Annotated in this window: 19 protein-coding genes; 10 read left to right on the forward strand and 9 right to left on the reverse strand. The window is 53.6% G+C overall.

Annotated elements, in window-relative coordinates:
- The 8 genes from FFI90_RS00270 to FFI90_RS00305 form a co-directional block, all read right to left on the reverse strand.
- Positions 1-1185 (reverse strand): thiamine pyrophosphate-dependent dehydrogenase E1 component subunit alpha, encoded by a 1185-nt coding sequence (locus tag FFI90_RS00270; protein ID WP_144775408.1) that lies wholly within the window; start codon positions 1183-1185, stop codon positions 1-3.
- A 329-nt stretch (positions 1186-1514) separates the two neighbouring features.
- Positions 1515-2039, reverse strand: coding sequence for a cytochrome C (locus FFI90_RS00275; RefSeq protein WP_144775410.1), 525 nt, complete (start codon positions 2037-2039; stop codon positions 1515-1517).
- An 11-nt stretch (positions 2040-2050) separates the two neighbouring features.
- Positions 2051-2572, reverse strand: a complete 522-nt coding sequence (locus FFI90_RS00280) for a methylamine dehydrogenase light chain (RefSeq protein ID WP_144775412.1) — start codon at positions 2570-2572, stop codon at positions 2051-2053.
- Positions 2573-2589: 17 nt separating this feature from the next.
- Complete coding sequence (mauD, locus tag FFI90_RS00285; protein ID WP_144775414.1) at positions 2590-3201, reverse strand: methylamine dehydrogenase accessory protein MauD; 612 nt, start codon at positions 3199-3201, stop codon at positions 2590-2592.
- Position 3202: 1 nt separating this feature from the next.
- The gene (locus FFI90_RS00290) at positions 3203-3742 is read right to left on the reverse strand and encodes a MauE/DoxX family redox-associated membrane protein (protein WP_222120459.1); all 540 of its coding nucleotides are present in this window, start codon (positions 3740-3742) and stop codon (positions 3203-3205) included.
- An 11-nt stretch (positions 3743-3753) separates the two neighbouring features.
- On the reverse strand, positions 3754-4893 hold the full coding sequence (locus FFI90_RS00295; RefSeq protein WP_144777159.1) for an amine dehydrogenase large subunit: 1140 nt from the start codon (positions 4891-4893) through the stop codon (positions 3754-3756).
- 111 nt (positions 4894-5004) lie between these two features.
- Complete coding sequence (locus FFI90_RS00300) at positions 5005-6414, reverse strand: aldehyde dehydrogenase family protein (RefSeq protein WP_144775418.1); 1410 nt, start codon at positions 6412-6414, stop codon at positions 5005-5007.
- A gap of 57 nt (positions 6415-6471) precedes the next feature.
- Positions 6472-7812 carry an alginate export family protein gene (locus tag FFI90_RS00305; protein ID WP_144775420.1) on the reverse strand — a complete coding sequence of 447 codons (1341 nt, stop codon included), beginning with the start codon at positions 7810-7812 and terminating at the stop codon, positions 6472-6474.
- A 327-nt stretch (positions 7813-8139) separates the two neighbouring features.
- Between FFI90_RS00305 and feaR the strand changes: the two genes are divergently transcribed.
- From feaR to FFI90_RS00345, 8 genes are all read left to right on the forward strand, one after another.
- Complete coding sequence (gene feaR / locus FFI90_RS00310) at positions 8140-9054, forward strand: transcriptional regulator FeaR (protein ID WP_144775422.1); 915 nt, start codon at positions 8140-8142, stop codon at positions 9052-9054.
- A gap of 251 nt (positions 9055-9305) precedes the next feature.
- Positions 9306-11951, forward strand: a complete 2646-nt coding sequence (locus FFI90_RS00315; RefSeq protein ID WP_144775424.1) for a DUF2339 domain-containing protein — start codon at positions 9306-9308, stop codon at positions 11949-11951.
- Positions 11952-11981: 30 nt separating this feature from the next.
- Positions 11982-12365: a DUF2750 domain-containing protein gene (locus tag FFI90_RS00320; protein ID WP_144775426.1), complete on the forward strand. Its 384-nt coding sequence runs from the start codon at positions 11982-11984 to the stop codon at positions 12363-12365.
- A gap of 47 nt (positions 12366-12412) precedes the next feature.
- Positions 12413-12853, forward strand: coding sequence for a thioredoxin TrxC (trxC, locus tag FFI90_RS00325; protein ID WP_144775428.1), 441 nt, complete (start codon positions 12413-12415; stop codon positions 12851-12853).
- Positions 12854-12855: 2 nt separating this feature from the next.
- A complete protein-coding gene (locus FFI90_RS00330) occupies positions 12856-13215 on the forward strand; it encodes a thioredoxin family protein (RefSeq protein WP_246123252.1) in 360 nt (119 codons plus the stop codon).
- A gap of 173 nt (positions 13216-13388) precedes the next feature.
- Positions 13389-13568: a hypothetical protein gene (locus FFI90_RS00335; RefSeq protein WP_144775430.1), complete on the forward strand. Its 180-nt coding sequence runs from the start codon at positions 13389-13391 to the stop codon at positions 13566-13568.
- A gap of 160 nt (positions 13569-13728) precedes the next feature.
- Positions 13729-15210: an esterase/lipase family protein gene (locus tag FFI90_RS00340; RefSeq protein ID WP_144775432.1), complete on the forward strand. Its 1482-nt coding sequence runs from the start codon at positions 13729-13731 to the stop codon at positions 15208-15210.
- 128 nt (positions 15211-15338) lie between these two features.
- Complete coding sequence (locus FFI90_RS00345) at positions 15339-16037, forward strand: crotonase/enoyl-CoA hydratase family protein (protein ID WP_144775434.1); 699 nt, start codon at positions 15339-15341, stop codon at positions 16035-16037.
- Between the two features lie 17 nt (positions 16038-16054).
- On the opposite strand, the gene FFI90_RS00350 is transcribed toward FFI90_RS00345, so the two are convergent.
- Positions 16055-16882 (reverse strand): M90 family metallopeptidase, encoded by an 828-nt coding sequence (locus tag FFI90_RS00350; protein WP_144775436.1) that lies wholly within the window; start codon positions 16880-16882, stop codon positions 16055-16057.
- Between the two features lie 130 nt (positions 16883-17012).
- On the opposite strand from FFI90_RS00350, the gene FFI90_RS00355 reads away from it, so the two are divergent.
- Positions 17013-17213, forward strand: a complete 201-nt coding sequence (locus tag FFI90_RS00355) for a DUF1656 domain-containing protein (RefSeq protein WP_144775438.1) — start codon at positions 17013-17015, stop codon at positions 17211-17213.
- A gap of 9 nt (positions 17214-17222) precedes the next feature.
- Positions 17223-18095, forward strand: a complete 873-nt coding sequence (locus tag FFI90_RS00360; RefSeq protein WP_144775440.1) for an efflux RND transporter periplasmic adaptor subunit — start codon at positions 17223-17225, stop codon at positions 18093-18095.
- The last annotated feature ends 7 nt before the right edge of the window (positions 18096-18102 follow it).

Below are 18102 nucleotides of genomic sequence, written 5' to 3' on the forward strand. Positions count from 1 at the left end.
TTATGCCCCTCCCTGAACGTGAGCAGCCGACTTGGGATACTCGTCCGGATATTTGCGAATGTGTGCTTTGAGTTTTTCGAACTGCGCGTTCAGCAACGGAGGCACTTCGTCGTAAACATCCGTTACCAGCGTTTCCAGCGGGGGTGGCGGGAGCTTCTGGGCTCGCTTCATGGTCTCGAGCACTTCACGGCGCAGGCGTTCCTGAAGTTCTTTCTCTTTGCTCTCGCTCCACCATTTTTTCTTTATGAGCCAGTTCTGCATGCGCAGGATGGGGTCTTTCTCGCGCCATACGGCCTCTTCGTCTTTGCTGCGATAACCGGAAGGGTCGTCAGATGACGAGTGCGCCGCCAGGCGATAGGTCATGGCTTCAATCAGAACCGGGCGGTTTTCCTCCACCGCCAGTTTGCGGGCGGCTTCGGTGGCCTGGTAAACGGCCAGTAGGTCGTTGCCGTCTACACGGATGGTGTCCATTTTGTAGCCGAAGCCCCGAGGGGCTATGCCATCGGCTGCAAACTGTTCAACGGCGGGAGTGGAAATGGCATAGCCATTGTTGCGACAGAAGAAAATAGCGGGTACGCGATGCACGGCGGCCATGTTCAGACCTGCGTGGAAATCACCTTCCGAGGCTGCGCCCTCACCGAAATAGACAATAGTGCAGTGCCCGTCACCGGCCATTTTCTGGCCGTAGGCATACCCGGTCGCCTGGGGGATTTGCGTGGCTAACGGAGAGGAGATAGTCATGTAATTGAGTTTGCTGGAACCATAGTGAACCGGCATCTGGCGGCCCTTGCCGTAGTCCAGTTCATTGCCGAACAGCTGGTTCATAAACTCGTCAATGGTGAAGCCGCGATAGGCCAGTGCGCCCTGCTCACGATACTGGGCCATGATCATGTCGGCGTCATCCAGCGCAGCGGTACTGCCAATAATGGAAGCCTCCTCGCCAGTGCACTGCATGTAGAAACTCAGGCGGCCCTGGCGCTGGGCGCCAAGCATACGCTCATCCAGCACACGGGTGGTGACCATCGCGTGGTAGATTCGCAGAGCTTTCTCTTTGTCGATATCAGGGGCTTTGCCGCCTTTATAGAGCGAGCCGTCCTGTTTCAGAAGTTTGAATGTCGGGATGCGGTATTCAGCACCGTCCGTAAAAACAGGGTTATAAACGGTTTTGGACTTTGTTGTTGTCATAATCCTCTTCCTGGGGTGATGGCTTGAGGAACAGAATGCCCCTTATGAGGGCATCGTTAAGTTACGGAGCCTTGTTCTATCTGCCGGTGTTTTGCCAGAGTATAGAACGCTTTATGCAACCCTGCCGGTGTTGCAATGAAGCTCCCGTTGCCAGTCATTCCGGTTTGGGTAAAACCGAGTCGAGCTGTGCAAAGTTGACCTTAACGTAAAGTGCGGTTCTTGGGTAGTGTCTGTTGGGAGAAGATTCTGGTTGTCGACGCTAGAACCCGGAAGGCGCGGTTCAAGGCATTAAGGCGCCTCGAACCGCGTTGTCAAAGGCGTGATTTAATTTATGGAATGACGTCTTCGGGGATATCTATGTTCAGATCTCTTATCTGTTCAATCAGATTACGTCTGTATCCCACCAGATCTTTGATCATCACCCCCCTGTAGGACTCGACTTCCTTGCCTGTGTAAGGCTTAAAGCCTTTTGGTGCACTACCTCCGGCAATTCCGTCGTCTTTTAGCATCCAGTTAAGCAGCTCGGCCAACTGCGAGTTGCTAAGCGCAGACAGCGAAGAGCCGGGAACCCGAATGAGGAATTCCCGACCGCCTTCCACCTTGAGGAAATTCCCCACAAAACCTTTCATCATTGGCACATCGCTACGAGGTGCGCCCTCGCCGTTTGTCAGATGGCAACCCACGCATTGCAACTGATAATTCACCGACGGTGAATAATTGGCCAGATGCAAAGGCGTCTGTCGGGCCTCATTGCCAGGAGCTGGTTTTTGATTGGGGTCAGGAATAACCCGTGCCTCCCCCGAAGGGGAGACAACGATCAAGGTTAAAGCCAAAGCACAGAAGATCGAGCGCATAGCTATGTTCCTCAGGAGGCCACGCCCTTGATAACCGATACGGTGCAATTGTAAACGCTGCTGCTTGTGCCCAGACACCAGTTAATATCGTTGTTGTTGAAAGGCCGGTACATGGGCTCTTCGCTGTCGTTACGGGTACACGCACACTGAGAGCAGCTATGTTTGCCGCAGCAGTCGTTGTAGGAAATGATGTAATCGATTCCGTCTGCAGGGTTGCGGCAGGTGCCGACCCAGGTGACAGAAGAGACTTCTGTTCCCGGCGGGCAGCTGGTTGCCGAGCCCCCGCAACAACTGCAAAGAAATCCGTCAACCGAACAGTAACGCCAGTAGTCACAACTGGTTGGATCACCCGGGTCGCCGGCTGATGGTGTGCCGGCAGCCAGTGCCTTACCGGTTCGGTCGATAGGAAGAAGGGCTGGTGCGGCCACGCCCACAGCCAAAAATGAGCCAAATTTTGCGACAAACTGGCGTCGCCCCGTTGTATTGGCTACATGGCGTGACGAGCGTTCGAAAAAGCGATCAAGAAATTTCATTTTATTATTCTCCTTAATCAGGAAGGCGTATGAATACCTGAGGATTCAGCCTGAGCCTTTATGTAATCCTGAAGGGTTGATGAGCCTAGTAGTTCGGTTTCAAAGAGGCTGTCCAGATGCTCCCTGGAGTTAACGAGGCCTTTGGCTTTGAGTGTTCCGGCCTGATCAATCAGCACTGCATAAGGTAACTTGCCAATCTGATAGGTCATGCCGACGTCAGGGCTCACGACGTAGGTGGATTTCTCGAGTCCGGCCTGAGATATGAGTTTGTCATGCTCAAGAGCATCTCCATCACTTACGTAAATCACATCCAGGTCTTTAACAGAGCGGCTCATGGCCTTGATTGCCGGTATGAGCGACTTACAGATCGGGCAGGAGGGCGAGAGGAAAAAGAGCAGGGTAGAGCGTTCGCTGGCATAGCCAATGTTGATCGGTCGGCCGAAACGGTCTGGTGCTGTAACCTGCGGTGCAGATTTGCCAACTTCAACGCCCTTATCTAGCATCAGTGCGCCGGCGGGCGCGATTCGTGAGTGCAAAACGCCGATTTGCCGGATAAGGCCAAGAAGCACCAGCGAACTGGCTATCAACAGCAGCCAAAGCAGAATGTTTGAAACGATGAGTGCTTGCATCTTATTTTTCTCCTGACAGTTTTAGTAGTAACGGTCTATTGGCAATCCAGAGATCTGTGGCTGTGTAAAGCAGAACCAGAACGACGCCCGCTGCAATCATCACAAAGTTGTCGTGCAGGCTTAGTGGCCGATCAAGCATGGGCAACAGAGCTACCAAAGCAATGATGGCCAGCAGCAGATTGCGAGCGAGCAAGGCAGGCTGTAACGGCTGTCGCATCGCCGGGCCGGAACACCCGCAGTCGATGTCTTTGCGGCCTCGGGCCAGATTTATTGCGATGGCCAGTGCATAGACACAGATCATCAAAAATGCCAGAACGCCGGCGTAAGGCCTGCTGATACTCCATAGCAGACCGGCGGCAATCACGAGCTCTGCGATCGGCAGGGTTCGAGCTGCGGCTGGCACCATCAGCCCTGGAATTAGCTCGTATTCGTGCACCTGGCGCCGAAACCAGCTGGGGTGCCTGAGTTTATGGCTTGCCGCGCTGGCGAATATAACGCTCAGCGCCAGAGCGGCCGATGTACTGATAACAGGATCTATCATCACGTCACCTCTTAATGGTTCAGTATCAGTGTCGGAGTTTTGGTTACACCTTCCATTGTCCCGTTATGCTCGCCAGTGGAGAGGTCAAATATCTCCAGGCCGCCTTCAATATTTGTGCCAAGCAGAAGAGGCTTGTCATCTGATGTAGCGCTCAGGCTCCAAATAAGGTTAGGTGATTCCAGGGTTCCAAGTTTTTCGCCGGTTTCCAGATCAAACTCCCAGATAATCTGGCTTGGATCTTCCCAGTTATAAGCTTTGTGGTCCGGGTGCATCAGTACGTACAGTCGGTTGATCCCGGGCGCGGTTGCAATGAGCTGCCAGCCGCCTGGCGCCCAGCCGTCAGCCATTTCTTCCCGCGTGACCAGTGACCAGCGGGGCAGCAGCTTCGGCTCGTCTCCGGACAGGTCCAGTGGCACGACTTCACCCAATGTGGTCACGAAATAGTAGGTCTCCCCGACGACCGTAGCCCTTTCGACCAATTTGACTACGTCCGGATCAAAGAACTTGGTTTTGGTGCGATCTATTTCCTCACCTTCGTCGTTCAACGTAATCATCTGAAGTGAGCCGTCGCCGCACAGGGACGCAAACCGCCTCTCTCCTACCGGGTAGTTCAGAATGCACCCGTTGATCGCGATCTCGTTAACCATCTCTTGTTTGGTGGTGTCGACGACTGTCACCGACGTCGATGGCGTGAAGTTATAGATATAGACGAACTTGTCATCTGCACTGGGCGCGATGGAAAAGCGTTCAGTCAGGGTAAACGCACGTCGGCTCGGTAGTTCGAGTTCCCATTTCGTTGAAAGCGTCTGGCTATCCCAGGCAGTTAATACATCGGTGCGCTCCCCGCGCACGTAGCGGGTATAGAAGAAATCTGCGGTATAGATGGTTTTCCGATCATGGGAGAGCGTAGCGGGAGCAGCGTGGCCCGTTGGCACCATTCCAAGATATTTCTTTTCGTCGGGATCAATCACAACGACCCGGGTGGAAACCATGTTGTTGAACTCAAAATCCACCATATAGCTTCGGTGATCATCTGGCGGCGGCAGAGTGGTGCTACCAACGTTTTCGTTTGGCAGGCGCGCATTCGCACTCGCAGCAATAAGGCTGGACGCTACCACCAGGCAGCACGCCAGTTTTTTGGGTAGATGCATCATTACAATCCTCGATGTTATTTTTCTGGTGTTTAGGTGCGTAGTGCTTCATCGCAGCTTCCGCACCTGATTCGCTCACTGCTCCAATTCCAGGTTCAAAGCAGGCTGTTTTTATTTCTTTAAGCTGACCACCCTGCTCTGTGTGACCGCTTTGAGCCCTTCAATACCAAACTCGACTCCGTAGCCTGACGCCTTGTTGCCTCCGAAAGGAACCATCGGGTGGATAGCACCATGCTGGTTGATCCACACCGTTCCGGCTTCCAGCCGGGTAGCCAGCTTGCTTGCTTCTGCAGGCTTGTCTGCCCACAGGGATGCGCCAAGCCCCGCGTCAAGCCCGTTCGCAGACTCCACGGCATCCTCCAGATCTCGGTAACGAATGATCGGTAGGGCTGGTCCAAACTGCTCCTCGTCAACCAGCCTCTGGCCGTCCTTGATATCTCCAACCAGAGTAAGGGGCATGAAGTAGCCTTGGTCCGGTACCTCGCCAAACTCGCGAACATCGCAACCACTTGTTTTGGCGTCAGATACGAGTTCCTGGACTTTTTCAAACTGCATCTTGTTCTGGAGGGGGCCAACCAGCACAGACTCATCCATGCCATCACCTATTTTCATCTGACTGGCGATTGCGCTGAGCTCGGCCATAACGGCGTCGTAGTCATCTTCGTGAACATAGAGGCGTTTGATACAGGCGCATGTTTGTCCCATGTTCAGGAATGCACCCCAGAACAAATCGTTGGCGATGTTTTTAACGTTTGTTCCGGGCATAACGATGGCTGCATCGTTACCGCCAAGCTCCAGGGTTATAGGTGACAGGTTTTTTGCGGAGGCTTCGATAATACGGCGACCGGTTGATTCGCTGCCGGTGAACATGATTTTGTTGATCTCAGGGTGATGGGTCAGTTTGCTTCCGATGCTTCCGTCCCCGGTTACTGTGTTGAGCACGCCCGCCGGAAGAACCTGGTTGATAAGCCTGACCATCTCCAGTGTTGCAATAGGTGTGTATTCAGAAGGTTTCAGAACGACTGCATTCCCCATTCTTATGGCCGGAATGATTTGCCATATAGCTATCATCAAAGGCCAGTTCCATGGCGCGATTGCTGCTACAACGCCTAGCGGAACGCGATGCAAGGTGTCTTTGCGCTCGTCATCCTCGTACACAATCTCGGGAGGCAGATCGAGGCTCGCGGGAACCTGAGTCCACCCAACACAGGCTTGCATCTCAAACCTTGAGCCCGGGCCGGACAACGGCTTTCCCTGTTCCCGTGTAATCAGTTCCGCCAGATAGTCGGAATTTTCTTCGAGAATCTGAGCAACCCTGTTAATGACGTCGCGTCGCTCCTTGTCACCTTGCTTTGCCCAGCTATTTTGAGCGAGCTTAGCCGACTGGACAGCGCGGTCGACCTCTTGTTCGTCGCTCTCTGGCGCCATTCCCAAAGATTGCCCATTGGCAGGATTGAAAATTTCATAACAGCTGACGGGGTCAACAAGCGTTCCGTTCAGGGTATTCCGATAAGTCTGCATTTCTGATGTCTCCGACTATTGGTGGCTCCAGGTGAACGGCCTGGTCGGTCGCGGTTATTAAAAGGAAATAACCGCCATTATTTGGGCGTAGGTGTTCAGGTCGTTGTCCAGGAGCTGACTGCCGCCGTCAGCTGCTTGTTTTTCGGGTTTGTAGAAGCCAATAAGAGGGCTCAGGAACAGGTGATCGTTGACGGCCCACTCGGCGTAGAGATCAATCTCCTGGCTGTCCAGGGAGCCGTTGCCCCCTGCGGTGTCACTGAAGTCGAAAAACAAGGCGCCGACCGCGACAGTGGGAGCGGGGTAGGCTTTTACGCCAACGTGGAGAACTTCTGTGTCGCTATTGAACGGCCCGGCATAGTTGGCGGCGACTTCACCCTGAAACCAGGTTCCGTAGCCGCGATTAAAGCCGAAAAATAATGGGTCAAAGCCTTCATCGAATGTGGAGTAGCGGATATTGACGCTTGGCGCCCATATCTGTTGCTCAAAGCTCCACCCGGCTTCTGCATACCAGGCGTCAGCGTCCTTACGACTGGCATCGCCCTGATCCTGAGTCACAAACTCTGCGGAAAGAAAAAGCGGTTCTACGCCGGCGTTACCCTGATACCGCAGGCTGGTGGTGTCCTGACCATCTCTGCCCGTCAGGCCAAGCGCCTGAGCGTAGGGCTCGTTAACGTCCAGGCCTTTTAGGTGCATCAGGCCGAAGGTTCCGTGAGATGAGACATACTCAAGATTTATACCGGTTAGCTCGGTGTCCGCCTGCGCTTTATTGTCTGACTCAATCCAGAACAGGTCTGAGCGTAATCCTGTACTACCACCAATACGCACAAGAGCGGTTTTATCGAAGGCTTTTCTTGCGGCAAGCCAGTAGGCACCGCCGCGATCAAAATCGAGACCGCCGCCATTTAGCCCTTCACCGAGGTTCAGGGCGTCTCCGTTGATCAAAAAGCCATCGCCAATCGCGAAGCTCTGGCTACCAAACGAAATGTCCAGACCGTCCTGGCCAAGAAATGGCAGCAGGTTGCCAGATTTAAAGCCAACGTAGGCATCTTCGAGATCCGTATCGCTTTCATCGCCGGTGCTGAAGCCGCCGGCATCGCCATCACCCCATGTGCCTGACGAGAGTGCATTGATGCCTGCATAAAAAGCCGTGCTGTTACCCAGAGAATAGCTGCCGGACAGGCCGTACTTTATGTAGCCCTCCTGCCATTGGGCTCCGCCTTGTTCGGTGTCATACAGGTAGCTTTTGTCGCTTGTGAAAAGACCGGCAGCCAATTCCAGATCTGCATTCAACTGGTAGTTTTCATCACTCGAAACTTCAGCAGCGAAGGCTGTTGGAATGGCGATACTGCTCGCGAAAACGCATAAAATGGCTCGTCGTAAATGCTTGCTCTGATGCATTGTTTAACCTTTATTGTTGTAGGTTTGGTGTAGCTTCAGGAGTAGCGCTGGGTTGCTGCTCGATTTTGCGGGATCGAAAGCCACCCACCATGGTTTCTATTTTTATCAACTAATCCTGTCCCATGCTTTCTCATTGCTGCCAGAAGGTTTCGTTCCTGCGCCAGCGAGCTGTAAGAGCATTCTCAACCCGACACATGTTTCCCCCTTGCGTGCGCAAATATGTATCGATCTCACAGCGCAGAGTTTCCGGAAGGATTCCTTGACTTTTGATTGTTTTATCGCCAGATTCGAGCCAGATAGTCATAACAAAAGTAAGAGGTCACAGGCGTGTCGTCATGCACTAGCGGTACAGCTGATTTCGACAAATGGATCAACAATATCAATGATATATGTGGACCTTTTTTGGCTAGACCGGTAGGCGAAAAATTTTCCGGATCTGTCCAGAAAGTGGGCGGTTCGCTCGATATGTCCAGAGTTAGTATCCAGGGCGCAGATCTTTATCGAACGCCAAAAGAGATACAAAAAAGCGGTATCCCGGATTTTTTCTGTGTTTTTCAGATTATGGGGTGCTCGTTGGTCGAGCAAGTTGGGAATCGCTCCTACCTGACCCAGGGGGATATTGTTCTCGTCGATTCCGCGTTGCCGTTCCGCTTTTCCTACCAGGATCTCTCTCACCAGATATCGCTTATATTGCCCCGCCAGATTGTTGAGCGCATATTGAATCTCAGTAAGGTTGAACTGGGTGTCAAGATCCCTGCGGATTCGCACATTGCGCGTTTTGCCAGCAAGCTGGTTATAGAAGCATCACTGCATGAGAACCTGGATGTAGAGGAAGGAGCCGCGATTCTCGACTCGCTGGCGACGCTGATAAAACCCTCGATTCTGAAGAGCATTCGCAATAGCGATCCGTACGATAAGGTGTTCAGGGCCGCGTCCGAGTTTGTGAAAGACAACATCGGAGAGCCTGGCTTGAATGCACCCATGGTTGCCAGCTCCATTGGTACCTCTGTGCGAAGCCTTTATCGCGCGTTCTCCGGTAATTCGATCACGTTGTCAGAGTATGTGAAAACCCAGCGCCTGGAGATGTGTGCGGATTATATCAAGGCCCATAACGGTCGATTAAACCTTACAGAAGTTGTGTATAGATATGGCTTCGGTAGCCCCAGCTATTTCTCGACCGCGTTTAAAGGTCGCTTCGGAATGACCCCCTCCGACTTCAAAAAGCGTTGCTCTTCAGGGTAAGGCTGCCTTCGCCTCGAGCCTGACAGCAACGCTTTTTCTTCTCGTCATATATTGATGCCACTGTTTTCGAGTTTCTCAGCGAGTATTCTGCGACACGACTTTTAACTGGTTGTTGGTCTTGTGACGAGTGCACGTGGTTAACTACCGTTTTGTACATGACGTTGGCTACAGAGAAGATAAACTGCGCTACACCGGTGGCTCATTACGCACGCGGCAGGATTCTTGACGTTCTTGAAAAAAGGTAAAGGGATTTGGAAGCAATACTGATTCTTCTTGGTGTCGGCCTCACACTGTTCATACCTGTAGGCTCTGTTCTTGGTTTTTTGGCTTATCGTAAGCGAAATGAGCAGATGGCTCGTTTTGATGCCCTAAACCTTGAGGTTGCACAGCTCAGTCTTGAAGTGAACGAGTTGCGCCTGCAAATGAAGCACAGCCAGCCGTCCCCTGTCCCGCAGGAATCTATGCAGGTGCCGCTTCCGGATGAGTCTGGCGAGGTTGTTACTGGTCAGCTTGCTGAACCAGAGCGCGAATCAAAGCCAGAGCCCGCCTTGACGACAGCAGCTGTAGCGGGGCCACAAGATTCGCAGGCGGAAGTGAATAACTGGGTTGAACCCGGAAAACCCCGTGAGCCTTCTCGTGTTATTGCTGCCCTGAAAGAAAACTGGATGGTGTGGCTAGGCGGCATGAGTGTCGCGCTGGCCGGCATCTTTATGGTCAGCCACTCCATCAACGCCGGGCTGATAGGGCCTGTGCAACAATTGTTGCTTGCCCTGACTACCGGCCTTGCCCTGCATGCAGGCGCGGAGTTCTTGCGCCGTCGCCATATGAGCACGGATCAGGTGTTTGCTGCACTGGCAGGCGGGGGTAGCGTTACCCTTTATGCTGCATTGCTCGCCGGCGTCCACCACTATGAATTGATCAGCCCTGTTGTGGGGTTAATGTTCTTGGCTGTTGTTTCACTGGCAACCATGGCGTTGGCTTTGGTGCACGGCCCTCTGCTGGCGATTATGGGCCTGAGCGGCGCCTATCTGGTGCCTTTGCTGATTGGTGGTGACGGCGGCAGTGTTGCCTTTGTGCTTACCTACAGCTGTGTTATTACCCTCAGCTCGCTTCTGTTAATGCGCTACGTTTTTCGTGACTGGTTGTGGTACGCCACTCTGGCAGGTGCGTTGCTTTGGTGGGCGGTAACGGTGGCGGCAGCACCTGCTGAACTGGCAACAGCCTGGTATCTGTCGGTCTTGTTTGTCGTGTTTGCGTTTTTGCCCGGCGCAGAGCGGGCAGCGCCTTCGCGTTTGCGTGAAGCATTTTTGCCGCTGTTGGCGATATGGGGTATTTCGATTGCGCAGCAGTCAGTTGAGAACCCGCTGTTTTGGAGTTGGCTTCTCATCCTGCCCGCGGCGTCCCTGATTCCTCAAAGTCGCGAGGTTCTCGGGCGTGGAACACTCTGGTTCTTGCCTTGGGCTGCAGTATTGGCTAGCGCTGCCGGCTGGTTGCTGTATAGGGGCAGGATGGATGGCGATCTTGTCTATCTGCTACAGATTCCCATCGCCCAGCAGGCGGGCTTTATCAGCTATCTAATTGCTGCCGCGATAATCACTACTGGCCTTGGTTTATGGTTGTGGGGGCGCTATCCCGGTCAGCGGCGGTGGGCCTCATTAACGCTGCTTTCCCCGCTGGTGTGGTTGGTGCTTGGTTGGCTTTTGTTGCATGGTTATGGTGAAACGTCAATTGTGTGGGCGACCGCCACTCTGCTGCTTGGCGCTGTGTATGGCGTTCTGGCCTGGGGCATGGAGGGGCGTGCTCGCTATGGGAACGGCGTTGTCTGGGCGTTGATGGCGGCGCACGTCAGTTACTCGCTGGCCACGGTAATGGCCTTCCGGGAAGCATCGCTCACGCTGGCGCTATCGGTGCAGTTCGTCAGCCTCACTTGGCTGGCTCGGCGTTATCAGATGTCTGAGTTGTACCTGTTATTGAAAGGCGTGTTAGCGCTGGTTGTCGCACGGCTTACCTTCAATCCGTGGTTACAGGGTTACGATGTGGGTGTTCACTGGTCGCTTTGGACTTATGGCGGCGCCACCTTGCTGGCGGCCGTTGCAACCAGGCTTGCCGAAAAAGGCCATTCGATTCGCCCTTGGTTGGAAGGCGCCACCCTGCACCTGCTGGTGCTATTCCTGGGTACCGAGCTGCGTTACTGGCTGTACGACGGTGATATTTTTGTCCACGAATACAGCCTTATTGAAGCAACGATGAATACGCTGCTATGGGGTGCGCTAAGTGTGACTTATGCCGTTCGGGCGAAAGCGAGCCAGTCATTGGTCTGGCTCTACCGATTGTTCTCATGGATTCTGCTTGCGCTCTCCAGTATCAGCTATCTCATGCTGCTCACCCTTCACAACCCCTGGTGGAGCGACGGCGCTATTGGCAGCACGCCCATTTTCAATATGCTGCTTCCTGCCTTTGGTGGTCCGGTTCTGTTGGCGCTTGTGATCAGCCGGTTCCCGAAGATCGCGCCTAAGCTCTGGTCGCTGTGTGTTGCGGTAGCGGGTTTTCTTGTGTTCACTGCTCTGGAAATTCGTCAGCTTTGGCAAGGCAGTGATATGGCGCTTTGGAACGGCATGACCGAAGGTGAGCTGTATACCTATTCGGTGGTTGGTATGCTCTATGCCATAGCGGCCATTATCTACGCCACGGTTTATTCGGCAAAAAGTGCCCATATTATGTTGTATAAGGCGGGCATGGCTTTGTTGGGCATCGTCATCGGCAAAATTTTCCTGATTGATATGGCCGGCCTGCAAGGTCTCTGGCGGGTTGCAGCCTTTATGGGGCTGGGGCTCGCGCTGTTGGGTCTTGCCTGGATGTATCGAAAAGCGCAGCGTGCCAGTATTCAGACGCCATAAGCCTCATTTTATTAAACAGAGAAGCAGATTATGAGTGATGAGCAGTTAGCGAGTGTGCTCGAGTCGAGCGGCGAAGAACGATACGACTACTTTTTAAGCATGGTGCTGGAAGAAAGGGAGATCTGGATACTCGTTAATTCAGAGAGCCGCTTTCTGTCGATCGTCTCGGAAGACGACGGAGTGGCGCACTTGCCGGTCTGGCCCAGTTCGGAATTCGCTGTTGAGTACGCCAAAGGTTCGAGCGACTTGACCCCGAAAAGCATCTCGCTGCCGGATTTCTTCAAGAAATGGGTGCCGGGCCTTTCGAAAGACGGGCTGCAGGTGGGTGTGTTCCCTGGCGTTGATAAAACCGTGTGGATAACCGAGGCGGATGAGTTGAAAAAAGATCTGCAAGATGAATTGTCCAATTTCTAGAATGGCTCTTCAAAAGTGATCTATTAATAGTGCTGTGAGGTGAATCCATGAGTGACGACGTTAAACATGTAGTTTGCCCCCATTGCGACAAGACAAACCGGGTGCCGGTCGCTCGCGTGGCAGCCGGTGGGAATTGCGGAGCCTGCAAAAAGCCTTTGTGGCCAGAAAGCGTGCTTGAGCTTACCGGGCAGAATTTTTCTGTTCACACTGGCCGCAGCGATTTGCCTGTGCTGGTGGATTTCTGGGCGAGCTGGTGTGGCCCCTGCAAAATGATGGCACCACAGTTTGAGCAGGCGGCTCGCGGTTGGCAGGGAAAGGTGCGTTTTGCCAAGCTCAATACTGAAGAGCATTCCGGGCCGGCAGGGCAATACAGTATTCGCAGCATCCCGACACTGATCCTGTTCCGTAATGGTCGCGAACTGGCTCGCCAGAGCGGTGCGATGAATCAGGGCCAGATAAGCCAGTGGCTGCAGAGTAACGGGTGCTGAGGATGGCAGGTTGCATGCTTGCGATATACAGCGAAGAGGCGTTGGCGAAACTGGTAAGTACGAGTAGTGCGGTCCTCGTATTGTATGGCGGAGAAGGTTGTGGGGTCTGTCAGGCAGTGAAACCCCAACTGGAGAAGCTGGGGCGGGACGAGTTTCCTGAACTGGTGATGCTCTATGTAGATTGTCAGGCATCCGCGCCTCTGTGTGCTGCCCGTGGCATTTTTTCCTTGCCAGTGATTCATCTCTGGTTTGAAGGCCAGCGTTTTGGTGAGTTTGCCCGAGTGTTTTCCATTGGCGAAGTTCGAGCTGCACTGGAACGGCCGTACAGGCTGGCAATTCAGCAGGGTGCCGCTGGACAGTAAATGACCTGGTCAGTTAACGGTCATGTTTGCCGAACGCCCGTTTTAACTGGCCTGACTTGGCTTGTCCCGCGCCTTTTCACAAAGTTATCCACAGATTTTCGGGATAAGTCACAGGCAGGGAGTTCACGTTCAGTCACAGAGTGCTCGAAAGCCGGCACTCAAGGAGTTTTCAGATGGGAACATTGCTCATTATCCTCGCCGTTCTGTTCCTGGCGCTGATTGTTATTTTGCCTCTGGTAGAGAAATACGCTCCGAAAGGTGAGGGTCGCAACTATGGCAACCTCACACGGTTCATTTTCCCGCTGGTGGCCTTGTTGATCGTGGCGCAGATGATTCGCTACTATTTTTTCTGAACCGGTTTCGCTCGTCAGTCTTTTTTACACTTTCTTCCAGGCTATCTGAACCGGAACTCTACTTGCATTCTGCAAGTATCGGCGATTTCCCCATAAAGCGTTTTCCGGAATGGATATCGCATGCCCACAGGCAGGATCAGCCTGAAAGGAAGCATGCCTCATGAGCCCGTTCCATCCCATCATCTACGTTCGTGGCTACGCCATGACCGCCAGTGAAATTGCCGATACCGTATCCATGCCCTATATGGGCTTTAACCTGGGCGCAACGAAGGTTCGACAATCCTGGGATGGAACAATCTACAAGCAGGTCTTTGAATCACCGATGATGCGCCTGATGAAGGATTACGGTTATACGGATGCCTTCTCCGATGGTGCCGAGATCGACCGGGACATTACCCATAAATCCGTCATCATCTACCGCTATTACGATCAGGCAGACAAGGATTTTGGTGAAGGTAAGCCCCTTTCCATTCCTGCAGCCGCTGTCCAGCTAAGAGATCTGATTCTGAATGTGCGGCAACGCTTGTGTGGTGATGATGCACAATTGCTTGAGGAATTCCGGGTGCATCTGGTGGCGCACTCCATGGGTGGTCTGGTATGCCGATGCCTGCTACAAAATGATGGGGTCAACACGCCTGCTGTACGACAAATGGTAGATAGGGTGTTTACCTATGCCACGCCACACAACGGCATAGAAATGGCCGGGATCAATGTGCCTGCGTTCCTCGGGCTCTGGGATATCAACAACTTCAATCGCGAGACCATGGCAGGTTACCTGGGGTTAGACGGCAAGCCCGAAAGGGTGGACTCTCTGGACGGTAAATTCGATCCGGATCGGTTTTTTTGCCTGGTTGGGACCAATCAGCAGGACTATGGAGCGGCCAAAGGTGTATCAAAGTGGCTTGCTGGCAAGATGAGTGACGGCCTCGTAGCCATTGAGAATGCGACGGTTCAGGGTGCGCCCAGGGCTTTCGTGTACCGCAGCCACAGTGGCCCTTATGGCATCGTTAACTCGGAAGACGGTTACCAGAACATGGTGCGGTTCCTGTTCGGTGATGTGCGCGTCGACGGTATGATGGACGTGGAATCGCTGCCGCTGCCGCCTTCGGTCGAGAAGGCAAAAGAAAAGGGCCGCCGCGTACGGGCCTCCTATTATTTCGAGGCCACCGTATCACCCCGTGGAGCACGCAGTTTTCGTTTGACTGAAAGGCGCAGAGAAACCTTCAGTGCCGTGCTGCGCAAGTTCGACGAGATGATGAAACCCAGGCAGGCAGGGCTGGATTCCGCTCGCTCTCCCATGCTGTTCTCAACTTTTCTTGATAGTTCGAAAATTACCGTTGAGCGCGGGCGCACGATGGTTATGACCGTGGAGCTTGCGGTTTCCGCGACGGATTACTTTATCGATGGTGCGCTGTGGACGGAGCATCGTGTGGAAGGCGAGTACCTTTACCGGGATACGCTCACGCTGAAAATGACGCCGGCAGGAGACGGCTGGAACCTGCGGTATGTCACCACGGATGAACAGTGGAGTGAGCGCGGCGGAAGTAAGGCCGAGCAGGATGGTGACAACTATCTGATACCACTGTCGTCGAAGAAAGGTTTCAGCGCCCAGCTGAAGTTGTCGCTCCGACGCCGCATATAAACGGCCTTTGGCGCGGTTATAAAAGCCTGAAAAGAAACCGGTATCCTGTGAAGAATGATTTGTGGCGGCCCGCATAAGCTGGCAAAGTTCTGCCCAATCAGAATTAACTCCACCAAGAGGAAAAGCCGGTGACTGATTTTGTAAATTACACGCTGAACGATGGCGTCGCCACAATCGTTATTAACAACGGGAAAGCGAACGCTCTGAGCCACGATGTGTTTGAAGCGCTGAATCAGGCTCTCGACCGCGCAGAACAGGACAAGGCCGTGGTTGTCCTGACTGGCCAGCCAGGCATCTTCTCCGGTGGCTACGATCTGAAAGAAATGCAAAAGGGCATGAAGGAAGCATCTGCACTGGTTACGGTAGGCTCAAAGCTCACCCGTCGTCTGGCGGCTTTTCCGTTTCCGGTCATTGGTGCCTGCAGCGGCCACGCAATTGCTAAGGGTGCGTTTATCATGCTGTCGGTGGACTACCGGATTGGTATTGAGGGCAACTTCAAACTTGGCCTCAATGAAGTGGCCATCGGCATGACCATGCACCATGCGGGCATTGAAATTGCCCGTCACCGCTTGGCACCTGCGCACTTTTACCGCTCGGTTATCAATGCCGAAATCTATAACCCTGAGGGCGCCGTTTCGGCTGGTTTCCTTGATGAAGTGGTGGCACCGGATCAGCTCCTGAACCGCGCTAATGAGCTTGCTCAGGCGTTCCGGAAACTGAATATGAGAGCGCACGCCCAGACCAAGCTGAAAACCAAAGCGGGCTACCTGGAGTTGCTGGATCGTAGCATTGAGAAGGATTCTGAGAGCCTGGGCCTGACAGGTTAACGGTAAGGGAAAGAGAGTCAGCCCCGGGCCAGCTCTTCAGGGTCTATTCTGTAGAAGTCGCGCAGCAGGTCATACACTGCGGGTTGTTGTTCTTTCAGATGTTGTGGTTGCTGATAGAAGGTTTCTGTCAGCACCGCAAAAAACTCTGCGGGTTTTGTAGCACCATAGGGGTCGAGCCAGCTTTTGCGCTGATGCCGCAAAGAGTGCCGGAGGTTGTCGTAGGCTATGGTCATGGTCTGTTGCCACTCATCGGCTTGTTCCCCGCTCAGCGGTGGCGCACCGTCCGCGCTCCCATCCAGATAATCAAGCTGATGGGCAAATTCGTGGAGGATTACATTGTGTGCGCTTTTCGCCTGCATGGCTCCGCTTTCGCATTCCGCCCAGGCCAATACGACTTGCCCCATCGATGAGGCTTCCCCTGCCCGAACCTGATTGCTGACGCTAACCACCATGCCGTCGCGCTCCGGAGCTTGCACCCGGTATACATCGGGGTAGACAAGAATGCTGCGCACCTCATCGTAATCGGTATACGAACGCATGACAGTCAAAAGACAGGCATGTCCGGCAATGGCTACCCGAACGCGGTCGTCCACCTCAAAGCCATCGCAGCCATAGAAGTTCTTTTCCGCGATGAATAGCTGAATTTGTTCTCTCAGCGTTTTCTGAAGCGGCGTTGGCAGTTGGCGGTACAAAGGTACAGACGATTGCAGATGCTTTCGCCAGGCTTTTGGGAAGGGTTGTTTCAGTTCCCGATCTCGCCGCCAGGAGCGGTAGAAGAACAGATAAAAAATGGCCAGTGCGATAAAGGCAGCGGCGAAAACAGCGAAGACAGTTGCGGAGGACATCCTTTGCAAACTCGCGTGATAAATTCAGCTGCTACTCTAGCACAGACTGATTGGCGAATTGCCCGAACGGCGCCTATGATCAGACACTTGGCAGCGAATCACGGTGGCCACGGTTGAAAGTAAGGATGTTATGCTTCACGAGATGAGTATTGGTGGAATGCTGTTCAGCCCGCTGGTGGTGCTGGTGCCGTTGGCGTTCATTCTTGCGGCGGCTACGCGACTGGCTCTGCATTATCTGGAATTGCGTCGCTATATCTGGAAGGAAGCCTGGTTCGACGTGGCGATGTTCGTTTGTTATCTGGCTGCTATTGTTTATCTGTTCGGGGATTAAAGGACTCACATGGGAAAGCTGGCGCGTATTGGAGTGACATTGCTGGTTGTGGCGGCTGCGGTTTTTGCCGGGACCTGGGTCTGGGATCATTATCTTTATTCACCCTGGACCCGTGATGGCCGGATCCGGGCAGATGTTATCACGATTGCCCCCGATGTTTCCGGTTGGGTAACGGGATTAAGTGTGAAGAACAACCTGGCTGTTGATAAGGGCGATCCTCTTTTTACCATTGATGAAACGCGTTATCAGGCGAAATTTGCCGAAAGTAAAGCGCGCCTCGCTCAGGAGCGCACAGGTTGGGATCTCGCCAAACACCAGTATGAACGCCGCCAACGCATGGCTGATCGCCAGTCTATCAGTGAGGAGAGCCTGGAGGCTTACCGTATTCGCGCCGAGACAGCCAAAGCCAGCTACCAACTGGCACAGGCCGAGCTCGAGACAGCCCGGATCGATATGGAACGGACAAAAGTGCTTGCCCCGGAGAGCGGTATTGTTAACAACCTTGCCCTGCGCCGGGGCAATTACGTGTCCCGAGGGGCGCCGGTGTTATCGCTGATCAAAAGCGACTCCTTTTACGTGACCGGGTATTTTGAAGAAACCAAACTGCAGTTGGTGCGAGTGGGGCAGAAAGCGCGAATTACTCTGCTTTCTGGCGGAGAGAAGCTCAGTGGCGAGGTGGTCAGCATTGCTCGTGGTATTGCGGATTCAAACACCAGCAGCGATAACCAGATGTTGCCCCAGGTGCAGCAAGCCTTTAACTGGGTGCGTCTTGCCCAGCGAATTCCGGTCGATATAACGCTCGACACGCTTCCGGATGATGTGAATATCAGTGCTGGCATGACGGTTTCCATCTACCTGGAAACAGACCTGGAAGAAGAATAGCGGCGTG

Origin of the sequence: Marinobacter maritimus, from assembly GCF_007671675.1 — a bacterium.
Lineage (GTDB): Bacteria > Pseudomonadota > Gammaproteobacteria > Pseudomonadales > Oleiphilaceae > Marinobacter > Marinobacter maritimus.